Annotated in this window: 17 protein-coding genes and 1 pseudogene; 10 read left to right on the forward strand and 8 right to left on the reverse strand. The window is 37.1% G+C overall.

The window, feature by feature from the left end:
• The first annotated feature begins 83 nt into the window (after nucleotides 1-83).
• Together H9N25_RS09730 and H9N25_RS09735 are read left to right on the forward strand one after the other, a co-directional pair.
• Nucleotides 84-863, forward strand: coding sequence for an SAM hydrolase/SAM-dependent halogenase family protein (locus H9N25_RS09730; RefSeq protein ID WP_167295546.1), 780 nt, complete (start codon nucleotides 84-86; stop codon nucleotides 861-863).
• 221 nt (nucleotides 864-1,084) lie between these two features.
• A complete protein-coding gene (locus H9N25_RS09735) occupies nucleotides 1,085-1,603 on the forward strand; it encodes a hypothetical protein (protein ID WP_190328739.1) in 519 nt (172 codons plus the stop codon).
• 174 nt (nucleotides 1,604-1,777) lie between these two features.
• On the opposite strand, the gene H9N25_RS09740 is transcribed toward H9N25_RS09735, so the two are convergent.
• The 6 genes from H9N25_RS09740 to rpsO form a co-directional block, all read right to left on the reverse strand.
• A complete protein-coding gene (locus H9N25_RS09740; protein ID WP_190328740.1) occupies nucleotides 1,778-2,728 on the reverse strand; it encodes a D-2-hydroxyacid dehydrogenase in 951 nt (316 codons plus the stop codon).
• Between the two features lie 68 nt (nucleotides 2,729-2,796).
• Complete coding sequence (gene serC, locus H9N25_RS09745; protein WP_167294515.1) at nucleotides 2,797-3,870, reverse strand: 3-phosphoserine/phosphohydroxythreonine transaminase; 1,074 nt, start codon at nucleotides 3,868-3,870, stop codon at nucleotides 2,797-2,799.
• Between the two features lie 217 nt (nucleotides 3,871-4,087).
• Nucleotides 4,088-6,514, reverse strand: a complete 2,427-nt coding sequence (locus H9N25_RS09750; RefSeq protein WP_190328741.1) for a TonB-dependent receptor — start codon at nucleotides 6,512-6,514, stop codon at nucleotides 4,088-4,090.
• Nucleotides 6,515-6,599: 85 nt separating this feature from the next.
• Entirely contained in the window at nucleotides 6,600-7,271 is a 672-nt protein-coding gene (gene rpe, locus H9N25_RS09755) for a ribulose-phosphate 3-epimerase (RefSeq protein WP_190328742.1), read from the reverse strand.
• Between the two features lie 374 nt (nucleotides 7,272-7,645).
• Nucleotides 7,646-9,781 (reverse strand): polyribonucleotide nucleotidyltransferase, encoded by a 2,136-nt coding sequence (gene pnp / locus H9N25_RS09760; protein ID WP_167294518.1) that lies wholly within the window; start codon nucleotides 9,779-9,781, stop codon nucleotides 7,646-7,648.
• Nucleotides 9,782-9,956: 175 nt separating this feature from the next.
• The gene (gene rpsO / locus H9N25_RS09765) at nucleotides 9,957-10,241 is read right to left on the reverse strand and encodes a 30S ribosomal protein S15 (RefSeq protein WP_025146265.1); all 285 of its coding nucleotides are present in this window, start codon (nucleotides 10,239-10,241) and stop codon (nucleotides 9,957-9,959) included.
• A gap of 352 nt (nucleotides 10,242-10,593) precedes the next feature.
• Here rpsO and H9N25_RS09770 point away from each other — a divergent pair, with 352 nt between their 5' ends.
• From H9N25_RS09770 to H9N25_RS09790, 5 genes and pseudogenes are all read left to right on the forward strand, one after another.
• Nucleotides 10,594-10,992 carry a hypothetical protein gene (locus H9N25_RS09770; RefSeq protein WP_190328743.1) on the forward strand — a complete coding sequence of 133 codons (399 nt, stop codon included), beginning with the start codon at nucleotides 10,594-10,596 and terminating at the stop codon, nucleotides 10,990-10,992.
• A 175-nt stretch (nucleotides 10,993-11,167) separates the two neighbouring features.
• Nucleotides 11,168-11,587, forward strand: coding sequence for an acyl-CoA thioesterase (locus H9N25_RS09775; protein WP_190328744.1), 420 nt, complete (start codon nucleotides 11,168-11,170; stop codon nucleotides 11,585-11,587).
• A gap of 280 nt (nucleotides 11,588-11,867) precedes the next feature.
• Nucleotides 11,868-13,292 carry an MATE family efflux transporter gene (locus tag H9N25_RS09780; protein ID WP_190328745.1) on the forward strand — a complete coding sequence of 475 codons (1,425 nt, stop codon included), beginning with the start codon at nucleotides 11,868-11,870 and terminating at the stop codon, nucleotides 13,290-13,292.
• Between the two features lie 268 nt (nucleotides 13,293-13,560).
• Nucleotides 13,561-15,347 (forward strand): annotated as a pseudogene (lepA, locus tag H9N25_RS09785) (translation elongation factor 4).
• A gap of 84 nt (nucleotides 15,348-15,431) precedes the next feature.
• A complete protein-coding gene (locus tag H9N25_RS09790; RefSeq protein WP_190328746.1) occupies nucleotides 15,432-16,313 on the forward strand; it encodes a bifunctional 5,10-methylenetetrahydrofolate dehydrogenase/5,10-methenyltetrahydrofolate cyclohydrolase in 882 nt (293 codons plus the stop codon).
• Nucleotides 16,314-16,506: 193 nt separating this feature from the next.
• On the opposite strand, the gene H9N25_RS09795 is transcribed toward H9N25_RS09790, so the two are convergent.
• Nucleotides 16,507-16,842 (reverse strand): Rieske (2Fe-2S) protein, encoded by a 336-nt coding sequence (locus H9N25_RS09795; protein ID WP_167294526.1) that lies wholly within the window; start codon nucleotides 16,840-16,842, stop codon nucleotides 16,507-16,509.
• 107 nt (nucleotides 16,843-16,949) lie between these two features.
• Between H9N25_RS09795 and H9N25_RS09800 the strand changes: the two genes are divergently transcribed.
• From H9N25_RS09800 to H9N25_RS09810, 3 genes are all read left to right on the forward strand, one after another.
• Nucleotides 16,950-17,573, forward strand: a complete 624-nt coding sequence (locus H9N25_RS09800) for a 7-carboxy-7-deazaguanine synthase QueE (protein WP_167294527.1) — start codon at nucleotides 16,950-16,952, stop codon at nucleotides 17,571-17,573.
• A gap of 38 nt (nucleotides 17,574-17,611) precedes the next feature.
• A complete protein-coding gene (locus H9N25_RS09805; protein ID WP_190328747.1) occupies nucleotides 17,612-19,498 on the forward strand; it encodes an OmpA family protein in 1,887 nt (628 codons plus the stop codon).
• A gap of 309 nt (nucleotides 19,499-19,807) precedes the next feature.
• Nucleotides 19,808-20,458: a YceH family protein gene (locus H9N25_RS09810; RefSeq protein ID WP_190328748.1), complete on the forward strand. Its 651-nt coding sequence runs from the start codon at nucleotides 19,808-19,810 to the stop codon at nucleotides 20,456-20,458.
• A 351-nt stretch (nucleotides 20,459-20,809) separates the two neighbouring features.
• Here H9N25_RS09810 and fabF read toward each other — a convergent pair whose 3' ends face one another.
• A complete protein-coding gene (fabF, locus tag H9N25_RS09815; protein WP_190328749.1) occupies nucleotides 20,810-22,060 on the reverse strand; it encodes a beta-ketoacyl-ACP synthase II in 1,251 nt (416 codons plus the stop codon).
• Between the last annotated feature and the right edge of the window lie 161 nt (nucleotides 22,061-22,221).

Here is a 22,221-nt window from a genome sequence, read left to right on the forward strand (position 1 = left end):
TATCGGGGTATATTAATTAAAATTTGAATATTTGCAGACGCTTAGGCCTGTACACAAGAATAAGCAATAATAATGAATTTTTAATGGGGATAATTACTTTAACAACAGATTTAGGTTCAAAAGATTTTTACCAGAGTGCCCTTAAAGGTAGTCTATTGAGTCTTATGCCTAATGTTAATTTAGTTGATATTACCCACGAGGTTCCATCATTCAATATTTCGTACGCGGCCTTTGTTCTAAAAAACGCTTATCCGTACTTTCCAAAGAACACCGTGCACTTAATTGGCATCGACTCTGTTTATAGCGAAAACACCAAATACATTGCTATAAAGCATCGTGATCACTTTTTTGTTGGGGCTGATAACGGTATTTTCTCCCTTCTTTTTGATGATATCCCTGAAGATGTGGTAGAGCTGAATATTATGCAGGATTTAAAATATCTACACTTCCCCCTGGTTGATATTTTTGTTAAAGCAGCAACGCATCTGGCTAAAGGTGGCAAACTGAAAGATATTGGTTTACCCGTATCAGAAATTGAGCAGAAGATGCTTTTACACCCTGTAATCGAACGGGATGTGATTCGTGGAAGTGTGGTATATATTGATACTTTTTGCAATGTAATTACCAATATAACCAAAGACCTTTTTACCAAAATACAGAAAAACAGGGATTTTACCTTACACTTTAGAAAAAGTGAAACCATTACCCAACTGAGCTGGCACTATAACGAAGTGCAGGAAGGTGAAAAACTTTGCCTGTTCGGCATTAGTAACCATCTGGAAATTGCCATTAATAAAGGCAAAGCAAGTGGTTTATTAGGTTTGCACTTAGGTGATATTGTGCGGGTAGAGTTTCATCCTTAGAAAGGTAAAAGATTAAAGCGAAAAAATTAAGGAGGAAAAACCGTCATTTCCGCAGTGTTCCAAAGGAACTCTTTCAGAGGAGAAATCTATTGCCGAAAACTTATTTTTAGATAGATCTCTCCGTTCCGCTTCGATTCGGCTGAAATGACGAATATTTTTGACGCTTTGCATTACCAATGAACCAGTAAAACAACTTCCATCCTTTTCACGTTTATATCCTCATGAAGAACTATTTTTACCTGCTCCCGATTATTTTGTTGGCCTTTCAAACTTATGGGCAGCAAGATAGCGCCGCCTATGCTGCGCAACGTGTTAAGATAAATTCGTTGCTTGCAGAAAGAAGCACCAAATTTGGCCAGTATGATGAAAGTTTAAATCAGCGAACTGGGATATTTGGCTGGCAAACCAAACGTGACATTAAAAATTCCAATGAAATTCTTCGTCAGGTGGTTTTAACGGATAATAACATTTTCAAAGAACTGAAAGTATTAATGGATTATAAAGATTTGCAGAACCAGCAGAAAGTAGCCGTGGCAGACAATTCGCAACAACGTATTGAGGCTTATATGGGTACCATTAAAAAACTTCAGGACCAAAATGCGCAGCTTAAAGAAGATTTAGATAAAAAGAATAAAGGAAGTTTATCCACCTACATCATCATATTTCTGATTTTAATAATGGGGGGTGGATTTTATTTCTTTAATAAAAAACTACAGCAATATGAGAAAAGGCGTGTTTAAAATCCTAGCAAAGATAAACAAGGCCATTTTGCCTAGTTTGTACAAAAAAGATCCAAATAAGCTCACTACTTTTCAGAAGGCGATATTGGGTTATCGCTATTGGGTGCTAACGAATGCGTTAGATTAGAATATAAAGACCTTATAGGTTTTCAAAACCTATAAGGTCTTTATTTATTATTTCTTAAAATGCTCGATAATCAGCGTTGCCAATTCTGTACCAATACGTTCTTGTGCTTCGTTGGTTGAAGCTCCAATATGTGGTGTTAGGGAGATTTTAGGATGTGTTAAAATTTCTGCCAATGGTGTTGGTTCGTTATCGAAAACGTCTAAGCCGGCGAAAGAAACTTTGCCAGAATTTAAGGCTTCAATTAAAGCTGGTTCATCAATTGTACCACCTCGAGAACAGTTTACAATACCTACCCCGTTTTTCATCTTAGCAAACTCTTCTGCACCTAAAATCGGCTTGTCGGCAAATGGAGTGTGTAAACTAAAGAAATCACTTCCTGTAATTACTTCGTCTAATGTAACCGTTTTAATTGGAATACTTACAGATTTTCCACCTTGGAATTCTAAAGTAATTTCAGATTCTGATGGATATAAATCGTAAGCCAAAACATTCATCCCTAAGCCTAAAGCTACTTTAGCAGTAGCACGACCAATGCGGCCAAAACCAATAATACCAATGGTTTTACCACTTAATTCAGTTCCTTTAGCATACGCTTTTTTAAGGTTATTGAACTGGGTTGAACCTTCTACAGGCATTTTACGGTTAGCATCCTGTAAAAATCTGATACCTGTAAATAGGTGAGAAAATACCAATTCAGCAACTGATAATGAGGAGGCAGCGGGAGTATTTACAACTGCAATCCCTTGGCTACGTGCATACTCCACGTCGATATTATCCATACCTACGCCACCCCTACCAATTAATTTGATATTTGGAACGGCATCAATTAATTCTTTTCTCACTTTTGTTGCACTACGAACAGTAATGGCATCATAGTTTTTTAAGGCTTCGGCTAACTGATCTTGCGGAATGGTTTCTGTATCAACCTGGAAACCTGCTTTTTCTAATAATTCTTTTCCGATCGGGTCAATCCCATCGTTTGCTAATATCTTAATCATTGTATGTATGATTGCACAGATTTACTTGATTAAACAATCGCAGTATTCATCTGTGGTTAAAATTTAAATTAATTTACTTTTGCTTGTTGTTCTTCAAATGATTGCATTGCATCTATTAACGCATGAACACTTGTAATTGGCAGGGCATTATACATTGAAGCACGGAAACCACCTACACTTCTATGACCTTTAATACCCACAATACCTTGTTCTTCTGCATACTTTAGGAATGGTTTTTCCAATTCTGCATTTTCCATTACGAAACAAACATTCATTCTAGAGCGGTCTTCAATTGCACAGGTTCCTTTAAACAACGAATTACGGTCTATTTCTCTGTAAAGTGCTTCAGCTTTTTGTTTATTTTCTTTTTCAATTTCAGCAACTCCACCTTTCGATTTTAACCAGCGAAGATTTAACAAAGCAACGTATATAGAGAAAACCGGAGGGGTATTGTACATCGAATCATTATCAATATGCGATTGATAGTTCAACATTGATGGAATTTTACGGTCAATTTTGCCTAAAACTTCATTCTTAACAATAGCGATGGTTAAACCAGCAGGGCCAACATTTTTTTGCGCTCCGGCATAAATTAAATCAAATTTTGAAACATCGATTACGCGGCTCATAATATCAGAAGACATATCGCAAACAACTGGTACGTTTGTTTTAGGTACTTCGAAAAGCTCCGTTCCATAAATAGTATTGTTTGAAGTATAATGAAAATAAGCACTATCGGCTGGGATTTCAAAATCCTTTGGAATAAAAGTATAGTTTGCATCTTTTGAAGAAGCAACCACATTTACATTACCTATAAATTTAGCTTCTTTTAAAGCTTTGGTTGCCCATACGCCAGAATCTAAATAACTCGCTGTTTGTCCATCGCCCAATAAGTTCATCGGAACCATTGCAAACTGTAAACTTGCACCACCTTGTAAAAATAAAACGGAATAACCCGATGGCACATTTAATAATTCTTTTACCAATTTATCAGCTTCAGCAACAACTGCCTCAAATTCGGTTGTTCTGTGCGAAATTTCTAAAATTGATAATCCATCGTTAAAATCTAAAACAGCCTGAGCTGCTTGTTTAAACACTTCTTGAGGTAAAATACAAGGGCCTGCGCCAAAATTATGCTTCATCTTATTATATAATGTTTTATGGGCGTAAATGTAAAATTTTTAAAGCAGTTATGCCCATAAAATCGTTACTTAAAAAATTAAATTTTGTTAAAAATCTCAACAAAATTGAGCGTTTTGTTGCAGTTTTTGCAAAAGAATTCATTAATCAGAAAGACAAAAAGATAAAGACTGTTTTGTCAAACCTATCAGGTTTTAAAAACCTGATAGGTTTAGTAGTTTAAGGCTTATTTTTCAACTTCACAATCAGCTTCAGGTTAAACTGCCTGCCTGTTAAATAATTTGGAATGGCGTACTGAACATTATCTACATCTTTTAGCCATAAATATGAAACCGTGTTGTCGATATTCAGCATATTAAAAACCTCAAAAAACAGAATAACCGAACTGAAATTCCTGTCCAGGAACTTAGGTTTATGTAGTGCGGCATCATCAAGAAAATCTTTAGAGAAACCAATATCTACACGTTTGTACGATGGAATAAAAAATTTATCCAAATACCTTGGTGTTTGTGATGGACCAATTGGCAAACGCGAACCATAAAGAGCATTAAGGTGTACTTTATATGTAGGACTATTCAGCAGCCTATCCTGAAAAAATATGGAAAAATTTAAGCGCTGATCTGTTGGCCGTTTTAAATAACCAGGATAAATTGTAGTTCCATTTTGAACATAACTATCATCAATAATATCTTCATTAGCATGCATTACCGACATTCTGAAATAAGAAACCAGATCTTTAACAAACTCGCCACCAATACTAAAATCAGCACCGTAAGCGTAACCACGCGATACTTCATTCGCCAGGTATTTAATCCTCAGATTATCAATTTTATAAGGAATTAATCGATCTGAATATTTAAAGTAAGCTTCCGAAGTAAATTTCAGTCTTGTTCCGAAGGCATCAAATGCATATTCATAGCCTAAGGAAGTATTGTAAGAACTTTGTGCTTTCTGATTGATATTTAACACACCCGAAAAATCGCGAATGGTTCTGTAGGAAGGAGGTTGTTTATAAACACCTGCAGAAAATCTTAAAATTTTATTGTTCGAATTGGGTCGGTAAGCAATTAAAATCCTTGGACTGATTAACAATTGCCTGCTTAGCGAACTGTAAGTAGCACGTGCCCCTAACTGCAACTCAGCTGAACCGGAAAGCGAGTAACTATCCTGAATGTAAGCACTATAATTTTTAATATCAAGGTTATTTTTAACGTTAATTACATTCTGTAAAGTGATATTTTTCGAATTGTTTGGCAAAATATATCCTGCAGAATCGGTATAGTTGTATTCATTCAACTGATCATTGTACTTAGACTGGTCGAATTTCAGTCCCCATGAAAAAACATGACTGTTAAAATTCTGATCGACCTTTATTTCTGAAGCAAAAACCTGGGTATTTAAACTATTCCGCCCATAATTGTAGTAACTGCCTATGCCCCTGTTTTTATTGATTACACCAAAATTTTCACCCGAAAAAGCATTATCCACTTCAGCGAAAATATAACTTCCATTGATATCGAAACGTTCTCTTTCAATGGTATTGAAGTAGCTGTTGATCAACTTGATAACCAGATTAGGTTTAGGAGAGTAAGTAGCTGTAACTGCGCTTCCTAACGTTCGGTAATCATCTATCTCCTGACCGGTATAATCAACGTTAAGCCTTAAGGTAGTACTTAAAGTTCCAAATTGGGTTTCTCTGTTGGTTGGTACCAATTTAAACTGGCCAAGATTAAAACTACCGAGGAAACTCACATTGAATTTAGGTGAAAAATCATATTGGTAGAGCAATTGTGCATCAGCAAAATTCGGGCTGTAACTTCCTTTTTCGTCCTGCTTAATTAGTACATTCGAATTGTTTTTATACCGCAACCCGGTTAACAGAAAACTGTTTTTGAATATCTTTTTTGTACTTAATGACGTGTTTAAAAGACTGGTACTAAAAATAGTTTGATTACTATCCGGCTTATCATACCTGATATCTAAAATCGAAGAAAGTTTGTCACCATATTTTGCTTCAAAGCCACCTGCAGAGAATTTTGCTTTACTCACTAGATCTGAATTGATAAAGCTTAGCCCCTCCTGTTGTCCGTTGCGGATTAATACTGGCCGGTTAATTTCTACATCGTTTATATAAATCAGATTTTCATCAAAGTTACCTCCCCGAACACTGTACTGGGCACTTAATTCATTATTTGTAGATACACCAGGAAGGGTTTTAAGCATGCTTTCAAAATTGCCAGAAACCAATGGCATAGATGAAACATCGGCAATATTAATAGTTGTGGTGTTACTTAGTTGATTCTGTTTATTGGTAATGTTAACCTGCTCTAATTCATTGATATTGGCTATTAAATTTACCTGTTTAATAATTCGAGCTCCCGAGCGTTCATTAAACTTTATAGTTTGAGGTTGATAGCCCAAAAGCGAATATTTAATACTAAATGTTTTCGATTTTGAATAAATGGTATATACGCCAAATTCATCAGTAACTGTTGATTGCGCTTGTCCGAGAACGGTAACGGTAACCTGAGGTAATGGCAACTTTTCATCGCTATAAACTATTCCTGAAACCCTAACTAAAGGCTGAGCGATAGCAAAACCGCAGCCAGCAATTAAAAGGAAAAGGATTAACCGAAATTTGAGCATTTTTTAGTATCAAGACAAACGTATCAGGCATTAAGACTGTATCCGCCTTATCCTAAAAACAATTTAGCAATAAAACATTTAACAATTAAATATTTATAGTGCTAGCTGTCAGGCTTTTCATTTTGGAAATAGTTTCTGTTGGATTATCAGTCGCAAAAATTGCATTTCCAGCTACAAAAGCATTGGCACCTGCTGCTACTAATGTAGCAATATTTTGCAAACCGACACCACCATCAACCTCGACGATTAAGTTTTCCTTTACCCCTTGAATTAAGGTCTTTAGATCCTTTATTTTCTTGTAGGTATTGTGAATGAAAGCCTGCCCGCCGAAACCTGGATTAACGGACATAATGAGTACCAGATCAAGATCTTCTATTACATCCTGCAATAAGGTTACTGGCGTATGTGGATTTAAGGCTACACCCGCTTTACAACCAGATGCTTTAATTAACTGAATAGTTCTATGCAGATGTGTGCAGGCTTCGTAGTGTACGGTAATCCTATCTGCACCTGCCTTGGCAAAATCCTCGATATATTTATCCGGATCAACAATCATTAAATGAACATCTAAAGGTTTGGTTGCATATTTTTTAACTGCTGCCATAACCGGGAAACCAAAAGATATATTGGGTACAAAAACACCATCCATCACATCAACATGGAACCAGTCGGCCTCGCTCTGGTTAATCATTTCAATATCGCGCTGTAAATTGCCAAAATCGGCCGAAAGTATGGATGGGGCTATGATGTATTTCATTTAATTATCTTTTAGTCTTTTAATTTCAAATTCCGCTATTAATTTTTAAAATAACGGTTATCACCCTGAATTCATTTCAGGGGGCTTAATAGCAGGAAAGATGCTGAAATAAATTCAGCATGACGCTACGATGCAAGTTACAAAAGATGTATGAATCTTTTTAGTTAGAAACTATCGAGTTATTGAATATTTAAAAAAAGTAATAAAAACTAAAAACAATAAAAGAAAGATATTTTTTTTCATATCTGATGAGCGATTTAGAACTTGAATAAAGCTAAGAAAAACGTTTCATATTAAACAAAAAACCCTTCCAGTAAACTGAAAGGGTTTTGCTATTGAAATGCTGAAACAAGTTCAACATAACGTTTATCTATTTAAGCTTTTGGTGCAGCTGGTTTTTCTGGTCTAGGTAATAAAACTTTACGAGAAAGTTTCATTTTACCTTGTTTATCGATGTCTAACAACTTAACTTCGATTTTATCACCTTCTTTCAATACACCGTCCATGGTTTCTAAACGCTCCCATGAAATTTCAGAGATGTGCAATAAACCATCTTTACCTGGCATTACCTCAACAAATGCACCGAATGGCATAATTGATTTTACTTTACCTTGGTAAATTTCACCAATTTCTGGTTTAGCAACGATATTACGGATACGGGTAACCGCTGCATCAATAGCTGCTTTGTTATCGGCAAACACTTCTACAATACCTTTACCATCAACTTCTTCTATAGAGATTGAAGCACCGGTTTCGCGTTGCATTTCCTGAATAATTTTACCTCCAGGGCCAATAATTGCACCAATAAATTCTTTATCAATAGTTAAAGAAACAATACGAGGAGCATGCGGTTTGTAATCTTCGTTAGGTGTGCTGATGGTTTTCTTCATCTCGTTTAAGATATGTAAACGACCATCTTTAGCCTGTAACAAGGCTTTGGTTAACACTTCGTAAGATAAACCATTGATTTTTAAATCCATCTGGCAAGCAACAATACCATTTTCTGTACCGGTTACTTTAAAGTCCATATCACCTAAATGATCTTCATCACCTAAAATATCAGAAAGGATAGCATATTTACCGGTTTTCTCATCGGTAATTAAACCCATTGCAATACCTGAAACCGGAGCTTTGATTTTAATACCGGCATCCATAAGTGCCAATGTACCCGCACAAACAGTTGCCATTGATGATGAACCATTTGATTCTAAAATATCAGAAACCACGCGGATAGTATAAGGATTTGCCTCGCCCTGTGGCAATACTTTTTTCAACGAACGCTGAGCTAAGTTACCATGACCAATTTCGCGACGGCCAGCGCCTCTGTTCGGTCTAACCTCACCAGTTGAAAAACCTGGGAAATTATAGTGCAATAAGAATTTCTGGTAACCATTAAAGAAAGCTCCATCAATCATTTGCTCATCATCTTTGCTACCTAAAGTAACTGAAGTTAATGATTGAGTTTCGCCACGTGTAAATACAGCCGAACCGTGAGCAGCCGGCAAATAACCAACTTCACTCCAGATAGGACGGATTTCTGTAGTTTGACGGCCATCTAAACGGATACCTTCATCTAACAATAAATTTCTGATGGCATCGTACTGAACATCATGGTAATAATGTTTAGCCATTGCCTTGGTTAAATCTGCAGTATCTTCTGGCATTGCTTCGAAGAATTCGTTAATGATTGCTGTAAAACCTTCTTTACGAACATCTTTATTACCACCGGCTTTAGCCACGGCATAAACTTTATCATAAGTATCAGCGTAAACCTTTGCTTTTAAATCAGCATCGTGATCTTCGTGGCTGTATTCGCGTTTTACAGTTTTACCTGTTGCTTCGGTTAATTCAACCTGAACAGCACATTGAACTTTAATTGCATCATGTGCAAATTTTAAAGCTTCAACCATTTCATCTTCCTGAATTTCATCACACTCACCTTCTACCATACAGATATCGTTAGCAGAACCGGCAACCATAAATTCAAGTGTAGCACGTTCTAAATCGCTGGCAAATGGGTTGATTACCAATTTACCGTCAATTTTAGCTACACGCACTTCAGAAATCGGACCGTTGAAAGGAATATCGGAAACTGATAATGCAGCCGATGCTGCTAAACCTGCCAAACAATCTGGCATGATATTTTTATCAGCAGAGATTAAAGAAATCATCACCTGTGTATCAGAGTGATAATCAGAAGGGAACTGCGGACGTAAAGCTCTATCTACCAAACGTGAAATTAATACCTCGTAATCAGATAATCTTGCTTCACGACGTAAAAAGCCTCCTGGGATACGGCCTGTAGCCGCGTATTTCTCCTGATAATCAACCGATAAAGGTAAAAAATCAGTACCTGGTTTAGCCCCAACAGTAGATACAACTGTTGCTAACAACATGGTATCGCCCATTTTTACCACCACCGAACCATCAGCTTGTTTAGCCAGTTTACCAGTTTCAATTTCTACAATTCTGCCATCGCCCAAATCGAACGATTTTTTTATTACATTCATTTAATTAGAATTATGGTGTGTTTTCCTCTTTCTACACACCGTTGTTTATATATGTTTTTGTTTTTGCAAACGAAGATAGGATTAAAAAAGCCTATCATAACAAATCCCGTTAAAAAAATTAACAGGAAAGTAAAAAGCCACTCCCGTAAGAATGGCTTTCGCTGATAAAATTCGCTTATTTTTGTTTAATGATATCACGAAGCGATAAAGCTTTGATGATAGCACGATAGCGCTCAATATCTTTTTTGTACAGGTAAGCCAAAATACCGCGGCGTTTACCTACCAATTTTTGAAGTGACAACTGAGTAGAAAAATCCTTACGGTTTTTCTTTAAGTGTTCTGTTAAGTGCGCAATACGGTATGTAAATAACGCTACTTGACCTTCTGCAGAACCAGTGTTGGTTTCTACTTCGCCGTGTTGTTTAAAGATTTCGGCTTTCTTTTCTGGACTTAAATACATTTCTTGAATAATATTAAAGCAATAAAAATTAATTAATTGTGGCGCAAAGATAAGGTTTTTCTGATTATAAACAAACGATGAGACAGATAATTTTCAGACCTTAATATCTTGATTATTAACGTAAATATTAATAGTATTAAAAAATCAATCCTGAAGTTTTTCTACTTTAGAACCTGAATATAATTAATTTAAGAAAATGCAGAAACCGAAGGTTAACAAAGAACCCCGATTATCATTAAACACTCTAGTTGGTGTGTGTGCCATTGTAACGAGTATTTGCGCAATTATTATAACATTGTACCAAACCAGATTGCAGCGAATCCAGCAATATGCATCAGTAAAACCGTTATTAATGAGCTATTCAAATAGTTTTTCTGACAATAAAAATTCTAGCAACCAAACTTATCATTACGAACTGGTAGTTACAAATCAAGGTTTGGGACCAGCAATTGTATCTGATTATGCATTTTATTATAAATCAAAATCTTATCAAAATATAGCCCAAATCCTTAAACAAATCAAAACTGAACACAAATTGGATTCAACTAAAACGGTAATACTTACCAATCTATGGAAAAATGAGGTCTTGCCGGTTGGTGAAAAATTAAGTTTGATAAAAATAGAGGATGAACGGCTTGGGCCTTTGGTCGAAAAGTATGATATTAAAATAATGGTTCAATATAAATCTCTGTACGGACAAGAGTGGCGCTTTGTAAACGATGATAAATCGGGACCAAAGGAAGTTGAATAAGTCTTTGGCTTTTTTTTAAAAAATTATACGACTGATTAATATCATATAGTTTGAGTTTTCCCATTTCATATCAAAAATACGAAAAAGCAAATGATGCCCTACATTTTCTTCTACATTTAGTAAGCAATACTTTACAATCAAGCTTTATTTATACTTTTGCACAAAACATTTACCCTTGGAAAAGAATCAATATAGCATTTTTGAAAGCGAACTACGCGTCCGCCCGGATGATATCGATATGTTTAACCATGTGCATAATAGTAAATACCTTGATTATGTACTGGCAGCACGTTATGAGCAAATGGAAAAATTCTACGGTATGCCTTGGGAACATTTTACCAAACAGGGGCTGGGCTGGGTTGTAAGCCATGTTGACATTAACTTTAAACGCCCGTTGTTGATGAATGACTTAATGCTGATTAGGACCGGTATTTTAACCATGAACGATAAAGGCTGTTCAGTTCAGTTCGAAATTATTAACCAGAAAACCGGAAAAGTGGCTTCAGATGGTGTTTTTGATTACGTACTGATTGATTTAACTACTGGCCGTGGAACAAAGGTTTCAGAAGAAATGATTAAAGCCTATAGTATATAGAAAGTGATTACACCAATTAAAGAGGTTATAAATCCCAGGGTTCCGTGTCTCCGTAGCAGAAAAAATCACAAAAACTAATCACTTTCACAAAAAGAAGTCATCTAAATTTGACAGTTCAAAATTTTATCTATCTTTGGTTTATCAAAAAGAACAGAGCCATGATAGTATCTGCAATCCGTTTGAGGTTCTAAATAACCGAGGATTCCCCTCCCTTTCAATTTTTAGATATGTACGCTTAAAGGCGTATCATTGGTTTATACCTTACACTTTACTTTATTATATGTCACATTCAACAAAGACGCAGGGCAAACTTTCGTCTTTTTTCGATATCCTCGTCCAATCTTTAAAAGGTCATGAGGTTGATTTAACTTCAATTAGTATCAAACGCGCAATTATTTTATTGGCCATTCCAATGATGCTGGAAATGGCTATGGAGTCGGTTTTTGCCTTAGTCGATCTGTATTTTGTTGGCCACTTGAAAAATAGTAGTCATGCGATACAAACTGTTGGTTTAACAGAATCGGTGTTAACCATTATTTACTCATTGGCCATCGGCTTGAGTATGGCCGCGACAGCGGTGGTTGCCCGCAGAATTGGAGAAAAAAACCCAGAAGCGGCATCAAAAGCTGGGATGCAAACCATTGTGATAGCTGTTTTCGTAAACATTATCATCAGCATACTGGGCTTCATTTACGCCAAAGATATTCTATTGCTCATGGGGGCCTCAACTGAAACTGCTGATCAAGGTGTGGCATTCGTTCGTATTATGATGGGCGGAAGCATCATTATTGTACTGTTATTCTTAATTAACGGAATTTTTAGGGGTGCAGGTAACGCAGCAATCGCCATGCGAAGTTTATGGATCGCCAATATTGCGAACATCATCCTCTGCCCTATTTTTATCAATGGTTTAGGGCCAATACCTGCATTTGGGTTAACAGGCGCTGCCATTGCCACAACAATTGGTCGTGGTTTGGGTGTTTCGTATCAGGTTTATAATCTGTTCAGTGGTAAAAACATATTAAAAATACGCATAAGCCACTTTTTGCCTGATTTTGTCCAGATTAAAGCTATCGTTAAGATTGCCGCTCCAGCTATCTTTCAATTCGTAATTGCAAGTTGTAGCTGGGTATTTTTAGCAGAACTGGTGGCCACTACCGGTGGTGATACAGGATCCGCTGGTTACCAAACTGCACTACGGCTGATGATGTTTTTTATGTTACCCGCCTGGGGTTTAAGCAATGCGGCAGCTACACTGGTTGGCCAGAATTTGGGTGCAGGTCATATAGATCGCGCTGAAAAATCGGTTTTCCAGACCCTCAAGTATATCATTATTTTCATGGCAGTAGTAAGTGTGTTGTTCTTAACCTGTGGACATTTGTTCGCTGCTTTCTTTACTTCAGATGAAAAAGTAATTGCCATTGCAAGCCAAGCTTTGAAAATTTTAAGCATCGGTTTTGTTATTTATGGGGCCGCAATGGTATTCAGTAGTGCATTTAACGGTGCAGGTGATACCTGGACACCTACAAAAATTAATGTTTTTGCATTTTGGCTGTTTCAGATTCCACTGGCTTACTTTTTAGCAAAATATTTAGAAATGGGGCCAACAGGTGTTTTTATTGCCATCCCGACGGCAGAAGCCGGTATTGCAGTAGCGGCATTTATTCTGTTCAAAAAAGGAAAATGGAAGAAAACAATGGTTTAATTTTTTTATACAGATAAATAAGGACGGGTTCTTGTTTATCTATATAAATTTTAAGCATCAGGCTATAAAACCTTTCAAAAGAATTACTGCTGTTGGTTAAATAAACCTGATTGGAACGAACACGAAATGCAATGGAGTAAAGTGCAAAGCAGGACAGCGGCAACCGAAAAGCAACCGTTCTAGCTTTTCAAAACACTAAAAAATTGGCCCGATACGCTTTATACTTTCCCCTTACATTTTCCATTAAAAAGCATATCTTTGCGCAAAGATGAAGCATATACGTAATTTTTGCATTATTGCACATATTGACCATGGTAAAAGTACCCTGGCTGATAGGTTATTAGAATATACAGCGACGATTTCGCAGCGTGAAGCGCAGGCGCAATTGCTCGATAACATGGATTTAGAACGTGAGAGAGGCATAACGATTAAAAGTCATGCCATACAAATGAACTATAAGGTTGGTGATATTGAATACAATTTCAACCTGATTGATACACCAGGACACGTGGATTTCTCGTACGAGGTTTCTCGTTCTATTGCGGCCTGCGAAGGCGCATTACTCATTGTAGATGCTTCGCAAGGCATTCAGGCCCAAACCATTTCCAACTTATATTTGGCTTTGGAGCACGACCTTGAAATTATTCCGATTTTAAATAAAATGGATTTACCTGGGGCTATGCCTGAGGAAGTTAAAGACCAGATTATTGATTTAATAGGTTGTAAACGCGAAGATATTATTCCAGCTTCAGGTAAAACAGGAATGGGTATTCCTGATATTATCCAGGCTATAGTTGACCGTGTGCCAGCTCCTGTTGGTGATCCGGAAGCACCTTTGCAAGCATTGATTTTCGATTCTGTTTTTAACTCATTCAGAGGGATTATTGCTTATTACAAAGTGGTAAACGGCGAAATTAAAAAAGGTGATAAAGTAAAGTTTATTAACACAGGTAAAGAATATCTGGCCGATGAGGTTGGTATTCTGAAGCTAGATATGTCGCCACGTAATGTGGTTAAAACCGGCGATGTAGGTTATATTATTTCTGGTATTAAAGAGGCCAGAGAGGTAAAAGTTGGAGATACAATTACCACCGTGGCCAGGCCTTCGTTGGATGCCATTCAAGGTTTTGAAGAGGTTAAACCAATGGTTTTTGCAGGTATTTACCCGTAGATACTGATGAATTTGAAGAATTACGTGAGGCGATGCACAAGTTGCAACTGAACGATGCTTCTATCGTTTTCGAACCAGAAAGTTCTGCGGCACTTGGCTTTGGTTTCCGTTGCGGTTTCTTAGGGATGTTGCATATGGAAATTATCCAGGAGCGTTTGGAGCGCGAATTCGATATGACCGTAATTACGACTGTTCCCAACGTATCGTATATTGCATACACCACCAAAGGCGACGAGATTACAGTAAACAATCCTTCAGATTTACCAGATCCCAGTAAATTGGATTCGGTTGAAGAACCTTATATCAAAGCGAATATTATTACCAAAGCTGAATTTGTTGGCCCGGTAATGTCGCTCTGTATCCAGAAACGTGGTATTATTGTAAACCAATCCTATCTAACTTCAGACCGTGTTGAACTGGTTTTCGAAATGCCAATGGGCGAAATTGTATTCGATTTTTATGATAAACTGAAAACAATTTCTAAAGGTTATGCCTCTTTCGATTATCATCAAACAGGTTACCGTAAATCGGATTTAGTGCGTTTAGATATGTTGCTGAATGATGAGCCTGTAGATGCTTTATCTTCATTGATCCATAGAAGCAATGCTTACGATTTCGGAAAGAAAATCTGCGAGAAATTAAGAGAACTGATCCCTCGTCAACAATTCGAGATTAAAATACAAGCCTCAATCGGTGCTAAAGTTATTGCCCGCGAAACACTTAGTGCTTTACGTAAAGATGTAACGGCTAAATGTTATGGTGGTGATATTTCCCGTAAACGTAAGTTATTGGAAAAACAGAAAAAAGGTAAAAAACGTATGCGTCAGGTGGGTAATGTAGAAATCCCGCAGACAGCCTTTATGGCGGTTTTGAAACTAGATTAAAATTAGAATCAAGATTTAAATATCAAGTAGCAAGATAATTTGCAAATCTTGATACTAAATACTTGCTACTTGATACTTTGAAAAATGAAATTATTAGACGGTAAATACGTATCCGAAAAAGTTAAAATTCAGATTGCAGAAGAAGCTGCCGAATTTTTGAATAAAACAGGTCGCAAGCCACACCTAGTAGCCATTTTAGTTGGTAACGATGGCGGAAGCGAAACCTATGTGGCCAGTAAAATGAAAAACTGCGAAAAAGTTGGTTTTAAATCATCGCTATATAGATATGACAACTCTGTAACTGAAGCTGAGTTATTGGCAAAAATTGAAGAAATTAATCAGGATGGTGATGTGGATGGATTAATTGTTCAATTACCCCTGCCTAAACACATTGATCCGGAGAAAGTAACCGAAAAAATCGATTATCGTAAAGATGTAGATGGTTTCCACCCGGTAAATTTAGGCAGGATGATGCGTAACCTACCTTGTTTTATCCCTGCAACACCCTATGGTATTTTATTAATGTTACAGGAGTACGGCATAGACACTACAGGAATGCACTGTGTTGTTGTTGGTCGTAGTAACATCGTGGGCAGCCCAATGAGTATTTTAATGGCCCGTAATGCAAATCCGGGTAATTGTACCGTTACACTCACCCATTCGCGTACCAAAGATTTAAAAGAACAGGTTCTCCAAGCTGATATTGTGATTGCAGCCATTGGTAAAAAGAATTTTGTTACGACTGACATGGTAAAACCTGGGGCCATTATTATTGATGTAGGTATTAACCGCGAAACTTCTGCTGAAACCAAATCGGGCTTTAAGCTATATGGTGATGTAGATTTCGAAAACGTAGCACCTAAGGCTTCTTACATTACGCCTGTTCCTGGTGGAGTAGGTTTAATGACTATTGTAGGTTTATTGAAAAATACATTGGCATCGGCTAGGAAAGAGATATATTCTTAAGCCTAAAGTTATAAGACTAAGCAGAAAAAGCGGTTCATTTTTGGATCGCTTTTTTTATTTAAAGGAAAGGCCGTTGGTGGCGAGCATATCCCCTACTTACAATAGGGCAATTTGCTTTGCCCATGAACGAATGACAAATGAATTAGTAAACCTAAACACATCAGTGTTTATCCTTTTTATCTGTGGTTAAAAATCAACTCCACAATTTACTCCACCAGCTTTCTTCAAAACCAATGTACAGGCCGTCTTCACGTAATTCAGTTGGGTAAATGTTGATGTAATCGCCCTGCCCTTCTGCGCCCCTTCCAGTAGTTAAACTGTACTCATATCGATGGATTGGGCAAACCAGATTCCCGTTTTTACACCAGCCACCACTAAAATGGCCACCAGCATGCGGACAATGTGATTGGGTTGCGGTAATTTTATTATCATTATTGATCAGACAGAGCTGTTTTCCTGCCACTTCAATCGTTTTAATCGTATCAGGGCGAGGGATTTGATTATTATTTAGTGCCTTAAACCACTTCATTCTGCTAAAATACAGCAAATAAATATCACTCTTATTTCATCTTTCTATTAAATTTCAAAAGAGGAACAGCATCACCATATTTTTTTAGGATATTTGCATCCTCAAAAATGAAACAAGAAATACCAGAAGACGGCACATTACTTCCTTTAATGGAAGAATTTTACACTATACAGGGCGAAGGATTTAATACTGGTAAAGCAGCATATTTCATCCGTTTAGGGGGCTGCGATGTAGGCTGCCATTGGTGCGATGTTAAAGAAAGTTGGGATGCAGAAATGCATCCACTTACCCCTTCTGATGTCATTGTAGAAAATGCCGATAAATTTCCAGGTAGGGCTGTTGTAATTACTGGTGGTGAACCCTTGATTTATAATCTAGATTATTTAACTAATAAGTTAAAAGAAAGAGGTATCCTTACCTTTATCGAAACCTCTGGCGCCTATCCACTTTCTGGAAATTGGGACTGGATCTGCCTGTCGCCAAAGAAATTTAAAGCACCCAGGCCAGATATTACGCCATTTGCACACGAATTAAAGGTTATCGTTTTTAACAAAAGTGATTTTAAATGGGCTGAAGAATATGCCGCAATGGTATCTCCAACCTGTAAACTATATCTTCAACCAGAATGGTCTAAGTCAAAAGAAATTACACCATTAATTATTGAGTATGTAATGGCTAACCCTAAATGGGAGATTTCTTTGCAAACACACAAATTTTTAAATATTCCTTAAATTAGTTTACATTAGCTTTGATAACCAAATGTTAATGTATGAGGTTTTTCCTATTCTTATTTTTTAGTTTATTCAGTTTTTATGTGTTTGCTCAGGGTTCAAACAATAAAAAAGCACAAAACTTTTTCGAAAAAGCAAATCCATTCATTCAAAAGCAAGACTATGCCTCAGCAGAACAAGCTTTAAAAAGTGCTGTTGAAGCCGATCCGTTATTTCAAAATGCTTATATATTGCTTGCTGGTGTTTACAAAGCGCAAAAGAAATATCAGGATGCCAGAACAGCTTACGAGAAAGCAATATTAATTAATAAAGCGCTAGCTCCTGAAGCAATTTATAGTCTCGCAGAAACAGAATTTGCTACACAGGATTATTTAAAAGCGAAACAGCATTTTAGTGATTTTTTGATACAAGATTCTTCATCTGATCAAGCAAGAAGAGCTAAAAAATACCTTTTAGATTGCGATTTTGCTGCCATCGCAATAAGTAAACCTGTAAAATATAGTCCAACAAATTTAGGCGAAGGCGTAAATACAACAGATGCTGAGTACTTTCCTGCAATAACTGCTGATGGAGAAACTTTGGTTTTTACCCGTCAAGTAAATGGCAATGAAGACTTTTGGTCGGCCCAGTTAAAAAACAATGTGTGGGGTCCTGCCACGCCGTTATCAAGCAAGATAAACACCGCCAGGTTTAATGAGGGTGCGCAAACCATTTCTCCTGACGGTAAGTACCTATTTTTTACTGGATGCAACCGCCCTGATGGTTTGGGCAGATGTGATATTTATGTTTCTCACCGGGAAGGAAAAGATTGGGGTGAGCCCTATAATATTGGAGAGCCCGTTAATTCAGAATTCTGGGAATCGCAACCCGCAATAAGCCCCGATGGACGGACATTATATTTTATCAGTAACAGACCTGGCGGATCAGGTGGTTACGATATATGGAAAAGCACCATTACTGATGATGCTAAATGGGGACCTGCCATTAATCTGGGCCCAGATATAAATACCGCTTTTGACGAGAATACGCCTTTTTTGCATGCAGATGGCAAAACACTGTATTTTTCTTCTAATGGTTGGCCAGGTTTTGGGAATAAAGATATTTATTACAGCAGACAGGGAAATGATGGCAAATGGCAAAAACCAATCAATATTGGCTATCCAATTAACTCTTTTGAAGACGAAAGCGGTTTAGTAGTAAGTGCTGATGGCAATTCAGGATTATTTTCATCAAATTTAAAAGGTGGTTATGGCATGCAGGATATTTACAGTTTTGGTATACCCGAATCAGCAAAACCATCAAAAGTTTCTTATGTAAAGGGCATCGTAAAGGATAAAGACACCAAAAGGACAATCGAAAGCAACGTACAGGTAATAGATTTGAAAACCAATAAAACTGTTTTTGATGATTATACCGATCCAGAAACCGGCCAGTTTTTAGCGGTAATGCCTGTTGGAAGTAATTATTTATTTAACGTAAATGCCGAAGGTTACCTGTTTTACTCTGAAAACTTCGAGCTCAAAGCGGGGGATATTAATAAACCTTACCAGATTGAAGTTTACATCGAAAAAATAAAACAAGGTGGCAATGTAACCCTGAGAAATATTTTCTTCGATACCAATAAGTTTAACCTTTTACCTGCCTCTATCCGTGAACTGGATCTGCTAATCGATTTTTTGCATCAAAATGAAAATATACAGATTGAGATTCAGGGGCATACCGATAATGTTGGTGATAACAAATTGAATGAAAAGTTATCTTTCAATCGGGCAAATGCCGTTTACGAATATCTGGTTAAAAACAGTATAGATGCAAAAAGGCTTACTTTTAAGGGTTTTGGAGCTAGCAAACCTATTGCCGATAATAAAACTGAAATAGGAAGAAAAAATAACCGCAGAACGTCGTTTGTGATTACGAAGGTTTAATTTTTCTTGTGGTCCGCTCTATCCTGAACTTGTTTCAGAATCCTCCACTATGTTATAAAAGAGGTAGTATCACTTGCCGTAATTCATATCGATTTTGTCATGTTGAGCATATGGAACGTCTTTTAGATATTTAAAAGAGGTCCATTCGACAAGCTCTCCGTAGGAGTCTTTTGGACAGAATGACAATTTTATTGCAGCAATTCGGAAATCAGATCTTTTCTATTGAGCAATGTTTTCGTGTAACTCCCTATAAACAAACCATTAACAAAATAATTTTCAAAATGCTCAACCAATTTATACTTTTATAACATGGATAACGCAAAACCACTACCCGATCTATCAGCAGAAGAACAACGTGTTTTAGGCGCATTAATAGAAAAAAGCCGCACTACGCCCGATTATTACCCAATGACTTTAAATAGTTTAACAGCTGCATGTAACCAAAAAAGTTCGAGAAATCCTGTAGTAAATTACAACGAGGAAACCATAACTTTAACGCTAAACCAACTTAAAATAAAAGGTTTAATTTCAACTGCTACAGGCGGATCAAGCCGCGCAACTAAATACAAACATAATCTGGCTATTGTTTATCCTTTATTGCCTTCAGAGTTAGCTATTATCTGTCTTTTACTTTTACGCGGACCGTTAACACCCGGCGAAATTAATAGTAACTCGGGAAGACTATATGAGTTTGAAAGTATAGAAGAGGTTTTGGAGCAGCTTCAAAAATTATCAGATGAAGAGCCTGCCTTTGTAAAACAGCTGGCAAAGAAAGCTGGTCAGAAGGAAGCTCGTTTTGTTCATCTCTTAGGCGAGCAGGCCGAAACCACTTCAGAACCTGAAACAGAAACGATAAGCACACCGCAATTTGATCCTAGCGAACTGGAAAACAGAATAGAGAAGCTAGAACTGGAAATTGAAGAATTAAAAGAACTGGTTAATTTATTGATGGATAAATAAGTTTATTGGTTCATTTGGTATTGGTTTATTAGTTTCTAACCCATCAGCATAATTCAAAGCAATTGTCAGTCTAAGATTAGCCGAAGCTCTTTACAAATTAAATCTTCCGTGCTTCTGTGTCTCCGTGGCAAAAAAATATTAGGGTCTTAGCGAAGCGCCAAGACCAGTTATAGGGATCGTGGTTACTGGCGTAGCTTTTCAGGCGGTCGTCATTCCCATGCAGGTGGGGATCTTAAAGCTTATTGCATACGATTCCTAATCAATCAGATAACGCCCATCACAAGCATACTAAAACAAAAAAAGTGCCTGGTGATTAACCAAGCACTATCCAATATGGCCGATAAAATCTAATTAAGCCTCATACTTTTTAAAAATAGTACTTGCGGTATGCCCACCAAAACCAAATGTGTTGTTTAAAACATAATTGATCTCTTTTTTAATACTTTCTCCTAACACAAAATTTAATCCTTTTGGAATGTTTTCGTCCAGATTTTTAGTGTTAATGGTAGGTGGAATTATATTATCCCTGATTGATAAAATACTGATTAAACTCTCAACAGCACCAGCAGCACCCAATAAATGACCTGTCATAGATTTTGTTGCACCAATTATCACAGGCAAGCCTTTAAAAACGGTATTAATTGCCTGTAACTCACTTAAATCACCCAATCCAGTCGAAGTGGCGTGTGCGTTAATATAATCGATTTTATCCGCAGTAATCCCTGCATCTTTTAATGCTTTTGTCATCCCTAAAGCTGCACCAACCCCATCAGGAGGCGTTCCGGTTAAGTGATATGCGTCAGCTGCCATTCCGCCGCCAATAATCTCAGCATAAATATGTGCACCGCGCGCTAAAGCATGCTCCAAATCTTCTAAAACCAATGCCCCTGCACCCTCGCTCATCACAAAACCATCTCTGTCAGCATCAAAAGGCTTGGAAGCACCCTGAGGGTCATCATTGTTTTTTGATAAAGCCTGAGCCGCATTAAAACCGCCTACAGATGATTTGGTGAGCGCTGCTTCAGAACCACCGGCAATCATTATACTTGCTTTGCCTAAACGAATGGTATCAAAAGCATTAATAATAGCAGTATTAGACGATGCACAAGCTGATACAGTACAATAATTCGGGCCACGTAATTTATGGCGGATCGAAATGGCCCCTGCGGCGATATCAACAATCATTTTCGGGATAAAAAACGGACTAAACCTAGGTGTACCATCACCTGCATGAAATTCTTCCAGTTGCGCTTCGAAAGTACCGATACCACCGTTCCCTGTTGCCCAGATGACACCAACTTCAGCCAATTCATTATCGCTCATAGTGCTAAAATCCAAGCCCGAATCTTTTATCGCCTGATCGCTTGAACCAATGGCGTATTGGGTAAACAGATCAAACTTTTTAATTTCTTTTTTATCAAGATATGCTTCAGGATTAAAATCCTTTACTTCGCCTGCAAAATGAGTTTTAAATTTACTCGAATCAAATTTTGTAATGAGGCCAATACCACTTTTTCCAGCTAATATCTGTTGCCAAAAATGCTCAACAGTATTACCCAGAGGTGTTATTGCACCTAAACCTGTTACTACTACTCTTTTCATTTTATTGTTTTTTAGTCAATCCCCCTGGATAAAAATCAACTGTTAATTATCCAAAAGGCATTTTAATATAGCAGGAATAGCTGCAAAGGCCCTATCGTTTCATTAAGGTTGATGTAAACCCAGGATTTACACTTAACGCCGCGAAAGTAACAATTCCTATA

The sequence above is a fragment of the Pedobacter riviphilus genome, assembly GCF_014692875.1.
GTDB lineage: Bacteria > Bacteroidota > Bacteroidia > Sphingobacteriales > Sphingobacteriaceae > Pedobacter > Pedobacter riviphilus.